Raw genomic sequence first — 12643 nt, forward strand, 5'->3', positions numbered from 1 at the left:
AATCCCTTCGTAGGTTGATGCCAGAGTATAACTATGCGCGGCGCCGGAATAGTCAGGCAAGGGCCTAAAGCCCCTGCCTGGCTGAAAGGGTAGCTTATTCCTGATTTTCGCCACGCTCGCGGGCAATGGCACGGTAGCCAATGTCCTTGCGATAGAAACAGCCCGCCCAATCAATACTGGCCGCCAGTTTGTACGCCTGCTGTTGAGCTGCATCGACGCTGGCGCCCATGGCGGTGGCGCAAAGCACCCGACCACCGGCCGTCACGACCTGACCGTCCTTCAATGCAGTGCCGGCGTGGAAGACTTTGCCTTCCTGTGCCGCCGCTGCATCCAGGCCCTTGATGGCCGCGCCCTTGGCGTAGTCACCAGGATAGCCGCCCGCGGCCAGTACGATGCCTACGCTCGGACGTGGATCCCATTGTGCCTCGACCTTGTCCAGCGCCTGTGCCAGGGCCGCTTCGACCAGCAGCACCAGGCTCGATTGCAGGCGCAGCATGACCGGTTGGGTCTCAGGGTCGCCGAAACGGCAGTTGAATTCGATAACTTTTGGGTTACCAGCCTTGTCAATCATCAGGCCCGCATACAGGAAACCAGTGTAGACGTTTCCTTCCTCGGCCATGCCGCGAACCGTCGGCCAGATCACCAGGTCCATGACACGCTTGTGCACTTCACTGGTCACTACCGGAGCAGGGGAGTAGGCCCCCATGCCGCCGGTGTTCGGACCGGTATCGCCATCGCCGACACGTTTGTGGTCCTGGCTGGTGGCCATCGGCAGGACGTTCTTGCCATCGACCATGACGATGAAGCTGGCCTCTTCGCCGTCCAGGAACTCTTCGATCACCACACGCGAACCGGCGTCACCGAACGCATTGCCCGCCAGCATGTCACGCACCGCGTCTTCGGCTTCGGCCAGGGTCATGGCGACGATCACGCCTTTACCGGCGGCCAGGCCATCGGCCTTGATCACGATCGGTGCGCCTTTTTCACGCAGGTAAGCCAGGGCTGGCTCGATCTCGGTGAAGTTTTGGTAATCGGCGGTCGGGATCTTGTGGCGAGCCAGGAAATCCTTGGTGAACGCTTTCGAGCCTTCCAACTGAGCGGCGCCAGCGGTCGGACCGAAGCAATCCAGGCCACGGGAGCGGAACAGGTCAACGACGCCGGCGACCAGCGGTACTTCCGGGCCGACGATGGTCAGGGAAACGTTTTTCTCGGCGAAGTCCGCCAACTGCTCGAGGGCCAGCACGTCGATGGCGACGTTCTCGCACTTGGCTTCAATGGCAGTGCCGGCATTGCCGGGCGCCACGAACACCTTCTGCACGCGCGGATCCTGAGCCACTTTCCAGGCCAGGGCGTGTTCACGGCCACCGCTGCCAATGATCAAAACATTCATTTCAAAAACCTCGGATGACGCTAATTCTTGATAGCACCGCTGGGGTGCTCTTATGTGGGAGCGAGCCTGCTCGCGAAAGCGGTGTGTCAGTCACCTTGATTGTTGCTGACAGGTTGCATTTGCGAGCAGGCTCGCTCCCACAGTCGATCGTCTTATCAGTGACGGAAGTGGCGCATGCCGGTGAACACCATCGCGATGCCGGCTTCATCAGCCGCTGCAATCACTTCTGCATCACGCATCGAGCCGCCCGGCTGGATCACCGCGGTCACGCCTGCCTTGGCCGCATTGTCCAGGCCGTCGCGGAACGGGAAGAATGCATCGGAAGCCATTACCGAGCCTGCTACCTGCAAACCGGCGTGCTCAGCCTTGATCGCGGCAATGCGCGCGGAGTTCACACGGCTCATCTGGCCTGCGCCGACGCCGATGGTCTGGCGGTTCTTGGCGTAGACGATGGCGTTGGACTTCACGTACTTGGCGACTTTCCAGGCGAAGATCAGATCGTGGATTTCCTGCTCGGACGGTGCGCGCTTGGTCACGACTTTCAGGTCATCGGCACTGATCATGCCGATATCGCGGCTCTGCACCAGCAGGCCACCGTTGACGCGTTTGTAATCCCAGGCAGCGGCGCGATCCGCCGACCACTCACCGCAGGCCAGCAGGCGAACGTTGGCCTTGGCCGCCACGATTGCACGGGCTTCTTCGCTGACGCTTGGGGCGATGATCACTTCGACAAACTGACGCTCGACGATCGCCTTGGCGGTTTCAGCGTCCAGTTCGCGGTTGAAGGCAATGATGCCGCCGAATGCGGATTCGGTATCGGTGGCGTAGGCCAGGTCGTAGGCCTTGCGGATACCGCCCTCGGCATCCGGGCTCACGGCCACGCCGCATGGGTTGGCGTGCTTGACGATCACGCAGGCCGGCTTGACGAAACTCTTCACGCACTCCAGCGCGGCGTCGGTGTCGGCCACGTTGTTGTACGACAGCTCCTTGCCTTGCAGTTGGGTCGCGGTGGCGATGCCGACTTCAGCAGGCTTGGCTTCCACGTAGAACGCCGCGCTCTGGTGCGGGTTCTCGCCGTAGCGCATTTCCTGAGCCTTGATGAACTGGCTGTTGAAGGTGCGCGGGAATTCGCTGCGGCCTTCGGTGCTGAGCGTGTCAGCGGCTTGGTTCACGGTGCCCATGTAGTTGGCGATCATGCCGTCGTAGGCAGCGGTGTGTTCGAACGCCTTGAGCATCAGGTCGAAACGCTGAGCGTAGGTCAGGCCGCCGGCCTTGAGGTTTTCCAGGACGTTGGCGTAATCACCGGCATTGACCACGATGGCCACGTCTTTGTGGTTCTTGGCTGCCGAACGGACCATGGTCGGGCCGCCGATGTCGATGTTCTCGATCGCGGTCGGCAGGTCGCAGCCTGGCTTGTTAATGGTGGCTTCGAACGGGTAGAGGTTGACCGCTACCAGGTCGATCGGCTTGATGCCGTGCTCGCTCATGATGGCGTCGTCGATACCGCGACGACCGAGGATCCCGCCGTGGATTTTCGGGTGCAGGGTTTTCACCCTGCCATCCATCATTTCCGCGAAACCGGTGTAATCAGCGACTTCCACTGCGGCAACGCCGTTGTCCTGCAGCAGCTTGAACGTTCCGCCGGTGGAGAGGATCTCGACGCCCAGGGCTTCGAGCTCTTTGGCGAATTCGAGGATCCCGGTCTTGTCGGAAACGCTGATCAAGGCGCGGCGGATCGGCAGGCGGGTAGTCTGGTCGGTCATCTCAATTTCCATCAAAAGCAAAGGAGTCAGCAAAAAAGGCGACCGTTTTTACGCGGGCGCCTTTCTGGTTTGATTGAATGCTTACAGCAAATCGTACTGCTTGAGTTTCTTGCGCAGCGTGCCCCGGTTCAGTCCGAGCATCTCGCTGGCCTTGGTCTGGTTGCCCTTGACGTAGTTCATCACGCACTCGAGCAGGGGAGCCTCGACTTCGGAGAGCACCAGGTTGTACACATCCGTGACGGCAGCGCCTTCAAGGTGGGCGAAATAATTGTGCAGCGCTTTCTCGACACTCCCGCGAAGGGTCTGGCCTTCTTCGCTAGGGGTATTGAGGTGCTGTTTCAAATTCACGTTGTCGCTCACGGGTGTCGTTCCACTCACTAAAGTCTCGGTCATCATCGTCATGCGGCCACCCACTCTCCGTCCCCTGTCAGGCTCTTGTAACGTTCGGCGAAGAAGCCCTGAACGTTGGCGCATTGTGCTTCCGTATCTTCCAAACGATTGAAGTGGGCGCGAAACTCCCTGGCGCCCGGCAAGGTTGCGAGATACCAGCCCACATGCTTTCGAGCAATGCGTACGCCCATCACGTCTCCATAGAAGGCATGCAGCGCAGCCAGATGCTCTAGCAGAATGCGTTCCACCTCGATCAGTTCCAGCGCCGGGAGCTTCTCGCCGGTGCGCAGGAAATGGTCGATCTCGCGAAAAATCCATGGCCGCCCCTGGGCAGCCCGTCCAACCAACAGTCCATCGGCACCGGTCGCGTCGAGCACGTATCGGGCCTTCTCTGGCGAATCGATATCACCGTTGGCAAAGACCGGCATCGACACCGCCTGCTTGATCGCGGCGATGGTGTCGTACTCGGCCTCGCCGGTGTACAGGTCTGCCCGGGTGCGGCCATGGACCGCCAACGCCGTGATGCCGGCCTGCTCGGCGATCTTCGCCACCGCCAGCCCATTCTTGTTGTCCCGGTCCCAGCCGGTACGGATCTTCAGGGTAACCGGCACATCGACCGCAGCCACGACGGCCTGCAGGATCTCGGTTACCAGTGCTTCATCCTTCAACAGTGCGGAACCGGCAGCCTTGTTGCAGACCTTCTTCGCCGGACAGCCCATGTTGATATCGATAATCTGTGCGCCCAACTCGACGTTGGCCCGGGCCGCATCCGCCAGCATCTGCGCGTCGCCACCGGCGATCTGTACCGAGCGTGGCTCGGGATCGCCTTCGTGGATCATGCGCATCCGCGACTTGCGGGTGTTCCACAAACTCATGTCGCTGGTGACCATTTCCGAGACTACTAGCCCTGCGCCCAATCGTTTGCACAGCTGACGAAAGGGTTGGTCGGTGACACCCGCCATAGGGGCGAGAATCAAGCCGTTGTGTAATGTGTATGGACCGATGCGTACCGCCGACATAGGACTTCCCTGTTGTGGGGCCGGATCATGAGTTCGAAAAAGGGTTGGCATGATACCCGCTCTCGATGACTGGATAAAGGCTGAATTGAACAAAATCTGAACAGTTATTCTGTTATTGCCAGCGGTTTGGTCCGGGAGGCCAAAAGTCAGAGAGCCGTCGTTAATTGCGGATCAGTGAATCGTTTCACTCGGGCGAGTGGAAGCTCAGGCTGTAATTCACCGCCTTGGCGCCTGGGTCGAGAATATCCAGAGCGATATGGATCGGCGTTTGCGGAGGCATTTCCACCATGCCTTCGAGGTCGCCGCTGAGATATTCGCCGGGCTTGAAGCGACGACTGGCGATCAAATGGCCGTTGAGGTCGGCAAAGCGCAGCTCCAGCAGCGGGAACGGCTGGGAGAAGGGCGCGCGGTTGTAGATGATCGCATCGACTACCAGTGCGCCGGTGAATTCCGGATGGCTGCGCACCACCAGGTTGCTGCTTTTGATTTTCGCGATGTCGACCTTTGATGGCACGGTGCAACCGATTTGCGGGCACAGTTGCTGGAACCACGGGCGGTACTGGTCCTGGCGCGCCAGTTCGTCGAAGTGATAGGCGACGTACTGGCCGGCCAGCGCGCCAGCGCCAAGCAGGATCAACAGCAGCCAGAAGAACCGACGACCCCATGGCGAGCGGCGCTTTTGCCAGTCCAGCTGCAGCGGATCATCGGTCAGGTCCTGTAATACGTCGGCGCGAACGCCGGGTTCGTTGCGTTCGCGGCGTTTGCGAAGCGGTTCGATCGAGGGCCGGTCGTCGTCCCTTTCATCGGTTGCCGTCGCCGATAGGCGTTCATGATGAAGAGGAGCGTCCAGCGGATCATGCAGGCGAAGCTGTGGTGGCTGCGCTTCGTCGTCCAATTCCACCGGTTCCAGCGAGAGCGACGGCTCGGTGCGCGCGAGTAAGCCTGTTTCTATCAGCGGTTGCGCTGTATCCGAAGTTTCGAGATCGTCGAGCGTGTCGAGCTCATCAAGATCGTTGACCGCTTGTGCACGATCGGCCGCCGACTCACTGAACAGGCTGTCGGACGTCCAGGGTTCTTCGTCGTTTTCGACGCTGTCGCGGCGTGCACTGAGCGTGTCCTCGCGATGCCTGCCGAATTCGGTGGTCGGCTGGATTTCCCGCTGCTCGAGTCGGGCGAGTTCTTCATCAAGATCGAGGCTGTCCAGGTCCAGCTCGGCGGCGGTCCATTGCTTTTGGCTGATGGCTCGAGGCGCGGCGGGTGGCGGCGTTTCGGCGATGGTTGGCGCGACCGGAGCAACAGGCTCTTTGCCAGCTTGCTCAAGCAATTGCTTGGCAGCGTTGAACACCTGCAAACACGAGCCACAGCGAACGACACCACGTGCCACGCTCAACTGGGCATGGCTGACGCGGAAGCTGGTTTGACAATGCGGGCACTGGGTGACGAAGCTGTCGGTCATGCGGCGATCCGGTGTATGCAGGCGTACATTCTAGCGCCGACGGCCTGTAATGCGCACCCAGCCATCGCGATTGGCGATCGGGTCCAGATCGAAGTCCTTGGCATAGGCAGCGGCGACCTCTTCTCCTTGCTCGGCGAGGATGCCCGACAGCGCCAGACGACCGCCGGACTTGACCAGGCCGGACAGTTGCGGTGCCAGAGACACCAGCGGGCCGGCGAGAATGTTGGCCACCAGCACGTCGGCCTGAACCTGAGGCAGATCTTGCGGCAGATACAGCGGGAAGAGCTCTTCGGCAATGTTGTTGCGCCCGGCGTTGTCGCGGGAGGCTTCCAGCGCCTGCACATCGATGTCGGTGCCCACGGCTTCCTTGGCGCCCAGCAGCAGGGCGGCGATTGCCAGGATCCCCGAGCCGCAGCCGAAGTCCAGTACGTTGCAACCTTTCAGGTCCTGGCCGTCGAGCCATTCCAGGCACAGTGCGGTAGTCGGGTGGGTGCCGGTGCCGAACGCCAGCCCCGGGTCGAGCAGCAGGTTCACGGCGTCAGGCTCGGGGGCGGCGTGCCAGCTCGGTACAATCCACAGGCGCTGACCGAAACGCATTGGCTGGAAATTGTCCATCCAACTGCGTTCCCAGTCCTGATCTTCGATCACTTCGCTGTGATGTTCGGGCAGTGGGCTTCCGGTCAGCAGCTCAAGGTGGGCCAGGACCGGGCCTGGCTCGGTGCCACCTTCGAACAGGGCCAGCAGGTGCGTGTGCGACCACAGCGGCGTGGTGTTGAGCTCCGGCTCGAAGATCGGCTGATCTTCGGCGTCCATGAAGGTCACCGACACGGCGCCCACTTCAAGGAAAGCGTCTTCGTAGGTTTCGGCTTGTTCTGGGCTGATGGCGAGACGGACTTGCAGCCAAGGCATGGCGGGCACCTTTGAAAAATATTGATTGCAGCCTAGCGGGCTGCGAGAAGCGCGCAAGTTTACGCGAGCGCGGAGGTTTTGTGGGAGTGGCTTGACCTGCCTGTACCCTGTGGGAGCGAAATAGATGTTGTGAAATGTCCAGATACAACAAAGCCGCCCGAAGGCGGCTTTGTCATGTGCCGGTTGAAGCTTAGTGCTTCTCGCCAGCCAGCTTGTGCTCGAGGTAGTGAATGTTCACGCCCCCTTTGCAGAAGCCTTCGTCGCGGGTCAGGTCGCGGTGCAGCGGGATGTTGGTCTTGATCCCGTCGACCACGATTTCGTCCAGCGCATTGCGCATGCGCGCCATGGCTTCGTCACGGGTTGCGCCGTAGGTGATCAGCTTGCCGATCAACGAGTCGTAGTTCGGCGGAACGGCATAACCACTGTACAGGTGCGAGTCGACGCGAACGCCGTTGCCGCCTGGAGCGTGGAAATGCTTGACCGTGCCCGGGCTCGGCATGAAGGTTTTCGGGTCTTCGGCGTTGATCCGGCATTCCAGCGCGTGACCGCGGATGACCACGTCATCCTGGGTGAACGACAGTTTGTTGCCGGCGGCGATGCTGAGCATCTCCTTGACGATGTCGATGCCGGTGACCATTTCCGATACCGGGTGCTCTACCTGGACACGAGTGTTCATCTCGATGAAGTAGAAGCGGCCGTTCTCGTACAGGAACTCGAAAGTGCCTGCACCACGGTAACCGATGTCGATGCACGCCTTGACGCAGCGGGCGAGGACTTCCTCACGCGCGTTCTCATCGATGCCCGGTGCCGGCGCTTCTTCGAGTACCTTCTGGTGACGACGCTGCAGCGAGCAGTCGCGGTCGCCCAGGTGCACGGCGTTGCCCTGGCCGTCGGAAAGTACCTGGACTTCCACGTGACGCGGGTTGGTCAGGAATTTCTCCAGATAGACCATCGGGTTGCCGAACGCTGCGCCCGCTTCGGAACGGGTCAGTTTCGCCGAGGAAATCAGGTCTTCTTCCTTGAGCACGACGCGCATGCCGCGACCACCGCCGCCGCCAGCGGCCTTGATGATCACCGGATAACCGACTTCACGACCAATGCGCAGAGCGGTTTCTTCGTCTTCCGGCAGCGGGCCGTCGGAACCTGGAACGGTCGGTACGCCAGCGGCGATCATCGCGTGCTTGGCCGAAACCTTGTCGCCCATCAGGCGGATGGTTTCAGCTTTCGGTCCGATGAAGGCGAAGCCGGAGTTCTCGACCTGTTCGGCGAAGTCGGCGTTTTCCGCGAGGAAACCGTAGCCTGGGTGAATGGCGGTGGCGCCGGTCACTTCGGCCGCGGCGATGATTGCCGGGATGTGCAGGTAGGAGTGGGCGGCCGATGCCGGACCGATGCAGACGGATTCGTCTGCCAGGCCCAGGTGCATCAGTTCCTTGTCAGCCTTGGAATAAACGGCGACGGTCTTGATGCCCATCTCTTTGCAGGCGCGCAGAATCCGCAGTGCGATCTCACCGCGGTTGGCGATCAGAACTTTTTCCAACTTCGCAGTCATCAAAGGCTCTCCGCGGTTCAAACGATGGTGAACAGCGGTTGGTCGTACTCAACCGGCTGGCCGTCTTCGACGAGGATGGATTCGATCACACCGCTGGATTCAGCTTCGATGTGGTTCATCATCTTCATGGCTTCAACGATGCACAGGGTGTCGCCTTTTTTCACGGTCTGGCCGACTTCAACGAAGGACGGCGAGGTTGGCGAAGACTTGCGATAGAACGTACCGACCATCGGCGAACGGGCAACGGCGCCGTTCAATGCTGGTGCGGCCGGAGCAGCGGGGGCTGCAGCGGCAGCCGGAGCGGCGGCAGCGACAGGCGCGGCAGCTGGAGCAGGCATTGGAGCCGGTGCGTAGTACTGCTGAGCCGGTGTCTTGCTATGACGGCTGATGCGTACGGACTCTTCGCCTTCCTTGATCTCGAGCTCGTCGATGCCGGACTCTTCCAGCAATTCGATCAGTTTCTTAACTTTACGGATATCCATGAATCATCAACTCCCAAGGGTCGGTCAGGGGCGTTTAACGCTTGTTGTTCAAGCTGTTGCCGGTCTTTCAAGCTGCTCTAGGGCGGCCTCCAGGGCCAGTCGATAACCGCTGGCGCCAAGGCCGCAGATCACTCCCACCGCTACGTCGGAGAAGTAAGAGTGATGGCGGAAAGGTTCGCGTTTGTGCACGTTAGACAAATGCACTTCGATGAATGGGATGCTCACCGCCAGCAGCGCGTCACGTAATGCGACACTTGTATGTGTAAAAGCTGCTGGGTTGATCAGAATGAAGTCCACACCTTCGCTACTGGCAGCGTGGATGCGGTCGATCAATTCGTACTCGGCGTTGCTTTGCAGGTGCAGCAAATGGTGGCCGGCTTCACGGGCGCGGCGTTCCAGGTCCTGGTTGATCTGCGCCAGTGTCGTGGCGCCGTAGGTGCCCGGTTCACGGGTGCCAAGCATGTTCAGGTTGGGTCCATGCAGAACCAGTAGCGTCGCCATCGGCTGTTCCTTTGTTATCCAAGTGCAAATGTCAGAACCCGGCGACTATGCCGCAAAGCCTTTGTGACTGTCCAGTTCTCTGCAAAAGCCAGCACGATGTCCGATGTTTGCGCGAGATATATGACTGCTTGATTAATTCCGGTCATTCGCCCTGGCGACACGTTCGGCGAAGTCCGCGGCACTGATCTCGCCGATCACCCGCACATCGGCGCGTTCGGCCCCGTCTCTGCCGAAAAACATCAGTGCCGGGGGACCGAACAGCTGGTAGCGGTCGAGCAGCGTCCGTTGTTCGGCGTTGCTCGCGGTGATATCGAAGCGAATCAGTCGATAGCCCTTGAGGCGTTCGACGACGGTGGCGTCATTGAGTACTTCGTGTTCGATGACTTTGCAGCTGATGCACCAGTCCGCATACCAGTCGAGCAGCAGCGGAGTACCGGACGAACGGGCTTCGGCAAGTACACGGTCGAGATCCGCCGGCGTGCTGACGGTTTGCCAGGCGCTGGTGTTGGGCGCTTGCCCGGTAGCGACAACCGTGCGCGACGGGCCGATCGGGTTGAACGGATCGCTCTGGCCGCTGAACCCGCCATACCAGCAGGCCAGCGCATAAAACAGCAGGAACATGCCGAGCAATTGGCCCAGGCGCTTTCTCGGCGGTTTGTAGACGAATTCCAGCGCGCCCATGAACAAACCGACGCCCCCGGCGAGCAAACCGATCAGCAACAAGGTGATCTGGCCCGGTAAAACCCGACTGAGCAAGCCGATCGCCAATCCCAGCAACAACACGCCAATGGCGTTTTTCACGTAGATCAGCCAGGGTCCGCTTTTCGGCAGCCAGGCGGCCCCACCCGTGGCCACCAGCAGCAGCGGGGCGCCCATGCCGAGGCCGAGCATGAACAGTTTCAGGCCGCCGCCCAAGGCATCGCCGCTGGCGCTGATATACAGCAGTGCTCCGGCCAGAGGTGCCGAAACGCAGGGCGAAACCAGCAGGCTGGACACCACGCCCAACACGGCTGCACCCCACAGCGAACCGCCTTCTGTACGCCCGGCAATGCGGTCCAGTCGACTGCTGATCGCATGCGGCAACCTGAGTTCGAAGACACCAAACATCGCCAGGGCAAACAGTGCGAAAAACATCGCAAACGGCACCAGCACCCAGGCCGATTGCAATCGCGCCTGCAGATTGAGTTGCGCGCCGAACATCCCCATGAGTGCGCCGAGCAACGCGAAACAGACGGCCATTGGCAGCACGTAAGCCAGGGAAAGATTGAAACCGCGCCAGCCACCGACCTGGCCTCGCAACACCACGCCGGAAAGAATCGGCAGCATCGGCAGCACGCACGGCGTAAAGGTCAGGCCCAGGCCTGCAAGGAAGAACAGCGCCAGTTCACGCCAACTCCAATCGTGGGTAGTCGTTGTACCGCTGCCATCGATGCTCAAACGTTCGGTTTCGGGTGGATAGCACAGGCCTTTGTCGGCGCACCCCTGATAAGTCACGGCGAGCGTGAATGCCCGTTGATCGGTGCGCGGCAGTTCGACATCGAGAATGCCGCGGTAGACCTCGACATCGCCGAAGTACTCGTCGTGTTTCTGTTCGCCCTTGGGCAATTGCGCCGGACCGAGGGACACATCGACCGGGTCGGCGCGAAACTGGAAGCGATGTCGGTAGAGGTAATAACCCTCGGTGGCGACGAAGCGCAGTTTGATCGATTGCGGGGTGCTTTCTACCAGGCTCAACTGAAAGGCTTCGCGCACCGGCAGGAAGTCGGCGCTGTTGTTGATCGAGCCCAGGGTGGAGCTGGGACGACTCTCCAGCAACCCGCCGGCGGCGGCCGGCAGGGCGAGTACTAAAAGCAGCAGGCAAAGCAAACGGCGCATGACGGTCTCGCGTATCGGGGTTGGGGGCATGATAGCGGACGGTAGCGTGGAGTGCAGGGTGGTGAGATTTGCGGTGATTGTTCTGACGCTTTCGCGAGCAGGCTCGCTCCCACATTTGATTTGCGTCGAACACAGAACCAATGTGGGAGCCAGATCAGACGCGGAATGCCTGAACGGCTGTATGCAGTCGCCCACCCAACACCAAAAGGTTTTCCCCCTGCTCACGCCCTTCGCCGATACGCAGCAAGTTATCCCCACCCAATTGATGAATCCGCTCGCTGTGATCGCGAATCTCGCTCACGGCGCCGCTCTGTTGGGCGGTGACATCGGCGATGCGTACGGCGGTGTCGGAAATGGTCTGGATTGCCCCGACGATTTTATCAAGCGCCCCGTCGGCCGCCTGGGCCTGGTTGGCTGTGGCTTCGGCGTGCTCGACCTGGGCGCGCATGCCTTCGACCGATTGCCGTGCCGCGGATTGCAGGCCGGCAATCAAGGTCTGGATCTCGGCCGTAGCGCCGGCGGTGCGTTGTGCCAGTGAGCGGACTTCTTCGGCCACCACGGCAAAACCGCGGCCCATTTCCCCGGCCCGTGCCGCTTCAATGGCCGCGTTCAGCGCCAGCAGGTTGGTCTGGTCGGCAATCGAGCGGATCACCGTCAGCACGCCGCCGATGGTCGCGGACTCTTCGGCCAGATGCTCGATCATCTGCGCATTGCCTTGCACTTCACCCACCAGCGCATGCAGGCCGGTGAGGCTTAAACCTATGACTTTCTGCCCGTGTTCCACCGCCAGTCCGGCATGGCGGCTGGCGTCGGCGGCCTGGCTGGCATCGCCGGCGACTTGCTGGATGGTCGCTTCCAGTTCGCCGAGGGAGTCGCGGATCAACGCCGTATCACCGGCCTGATGTTCGGCGCCGCTGTGCAGGTCATTGCTCAGCTCGGCCAGGGTGCGGCTGCTGCCTGCGACCTGCTCGGCGTTGCGGCGAATCGTTCCCACCAGATCCACCAGATAGGCGCGCAAGCGATTGAGCGATGCTTCAATGTCATGCAGTTCGCGGTTGGTCTTGCCCAGCTGGATATCCTGGCTGAAGTCGCCCTCGGCCCAGGTCGAGAGCGCGGGTGCGAGGTTGGTCAGCGTGCGGGCCAGGCGCCGTTGGAGGGTGTCGATGAGCAAGGCGATCAGCAGGATCAGGGCGATCATCACCCCTTGCATCAGTCGCACTTCACCCTGGATCTGCCCGTGCTGGGCGCGCACCACCGGTTCCAGGCCGGCAATCGCCTGTTGTACGTCGGCGATTTTCAGGTGGGTCGC

10 protein-coding genes and 1 pseudogene are annotated in these 12643 nt (G+C 61.0%); all 11 read right to left on the reverse strand.

Annotation, left to right across the window (positions count from 1 at the left end):
• Nucleotides 1-94: 94 nt before the first annotated feature.
• A complete protein-coding gene (gene purD, locus FFS64_RS21970; RefSeq protein WP_137807150.1) occupies nt 95-1390 on the reverse strand; it encodes a phosphoribosylamine--glycine ligase in 1296 nt (431 codons plus the stop codon).
• Nucleotides 1391-1545: 155 nt separating this feature from the next.
• Nucleotides 1546-3153, reverse strand: coding sequence for a bifunctional phosphoribosylaminoimidazolecarboxamide formyltransferase/IMP cyclohydrolase (purH, locus tag FFS64_RS21975; RefSeq protein WP_137807151.1), 1608 nt, complete (start codon nt 3151-3153; stop codon nt 1546-1548).
• 81 nt (nt 3154-3234) lie between these two features.
• Nucleotides 3235-3555, reverse strand: a complete 321-nt coding sequence (gene fis / locus FFS64_RS21980) for a DNA-binding transcriptional regulator Fis (protein ID WP_015093301.1) — start codon at nt 3553-3555, stop codon at nt 3235-3237.
• Complete coding sequence (gene dusB / locus FFS64_RS21985; RefSeq protein WP_137807152.1) at nt 3552-4562, reverse strand: tRNA dihydrouridine synthase DusB; 1011 nt, start codon at nt 4560-4562, stop codon at nt 3552-3554. Before dusB ends, fis begins: the two co-directional genes overlap by 4 nt.
• A 184-nt stretch (nt 4563-4746) precedes the next feature.
• Nucleotides 4747-6018 (reverse strand): DUF3426 domain-containing protein, encoded by a 1272-nt coding sequence (locus FFS64_RS21990; RefSeq protein ID WP_137807153.1) that lies wholly within the window; start codon nt 6016-6018, stop codon nt 4747-4749.
• A 30-nt stretch (nt 6019-6048) separates the two neighbouring features.
• Nucleotides 6049-6927: a 50S ribosomal protein L11 methyltransferase gene (gene prmA / locus FFS64_RS21995; protein WP_137807154.1), complete on the reverse strand. Its 879-nt coding sequence runs from the start codon at nt 6925-6927 to the stop codon at nt 6049-6051.
• A 190-nt stretch (nt 6928-7117) separates the two neighbouring features.
• On the reverse strand, nt 7118-8476 hold the full coding sequence (gene accC / locus FFS64_RS22000; protein ID WP_095192042.1) for an acetyl-CoA carboxylase biotin carboxylase subunit: 1359 nt from the start codon (nt 8474-8476) through the stop codon (nt 7118-7120).
• A 17-nt stretch (nt 8477-8493) separates the two neighbouring features.
• Entirely contained in the window at nt 8494-8958 is a 465-nt protein-coding gene (gene accB, locus FFS64_RS22005; protein ID WP_095192041.1) for an acetyl-CoA carboxylase biotin carboxyl carrier protein, read from the reverse strand.
• Nucleotides 8959-9006: 48 nt separating this feature from the next.
• The gene (aroQ, locus tag FFS64_RS22010; RefSeq protein WP_137807155.1) at nt 9007-9459 is read right to left on the reverse strand and encodes a type II 3-dehydroquinate dehydratase; all 453 of its coding nucleotides are present in this window, start codon (nt 9457-9459) and stop codon (nt 9007-9009) included.
• Nucleotides 9460-9591: 132 nt separating this feature from the next.
• Nucleotides 9592-11334: a protein-disulfide reductase DsbD gene (locus FFS64_RS22015; protein ID WP_137807156.1), complete on the reverse strand. Its 1743-nt coding sequence runs from the start codon at nt 11332-11334 to the stop codon at nt 9592-9594.
• A gap of 154 nt (nt 11335-11488) precedes the next feature.
• Nucleotides 11489-11995 (reverse strand): annotated as a pseudogene (locus FFS64_RS32240) (methyl-accepting chemotaxis protein); the annotation flags it as partial.
• Nucleotides 11996-12643: the final 648 nt, after the last annotated feature.

Source organism: Pseudomonas sp. G(2018) (genome assembly GCF_005502415.1).
GTDB lineage: Bacteria > Pseudomonadota > Gammaproteobacteria > Pseudomonadales > Pseudomonadaceae > Aquipseudomonas.

Bases quoted from the DNA above. Each gene is read 5' to 3' on its own strand.
- purD (WP_137807150.1), bottom strand. From the start codon at position 1,390: ATGAATGTTTTGATCATTGGCAGCGGTGGCCGTGAACACGCCCTGGCC.
- purH (WP_137807151.1), bottom strand. From the start codon at position 3,153: ATGACCGACCAGACTACCCGCCTGCCGATCCGCCGCGCCTTGATCAGC.
- prmA (WP_137807154.1), bottom strand. From the start codon at position 6,927: ATGCCTTGGCTGCAAGTCCGTCTCGCCATCAGCCCAGAACAAGCCGAA.
- FFS64_RS22015 (WP_137807156.1), bottom strand. From the start codon at position 11,334: ATGCGCCGTTTGCTTTGCCTGCTGCTTTTAGTACTCGCCCTGCCGGCC.
- fis (WP_015093301.1), bottom strand. From the start codon at position 3,555: ATGACGATGATGACCGAGACTTTAGTGAGTGGAACGACACCCGTGAGC.
- accC (WP_095192042.1), bottom strand. From the start codon at position 8,476: ATGACTGCGAAGTTGGAAAAAGTTCTGATCGCCAACCGCGGTGAGATC.
- dusB (WP_137807152.1), bottom strand. From the start codon at position 4,562: ATGTCGGCGGTACGCATCGGTCCATACACATTACACAACGGCTTGATT.
- aroQ (WP_137807155.1), bottom strand. From the start codon at position 9,459: ATGGCGACGCTACTGGTTCTGCATGGACCCAACCTGAACATGCTTGGC.
- FFS64_RS21990 (WP_137807153.1), bottom strand. From the start codon at position 6,018: ATGACCGACAGCTTCGTCACCCAGTGCCCGCATTGTCAAACCAGCTTC.
- accB (WP_095192041.1), bottom strand. From the start codon at position 8,958: ATGGATATCCGTAAAGTTAAGAAACTGATCGAATTGCTGGAAGAGTCC.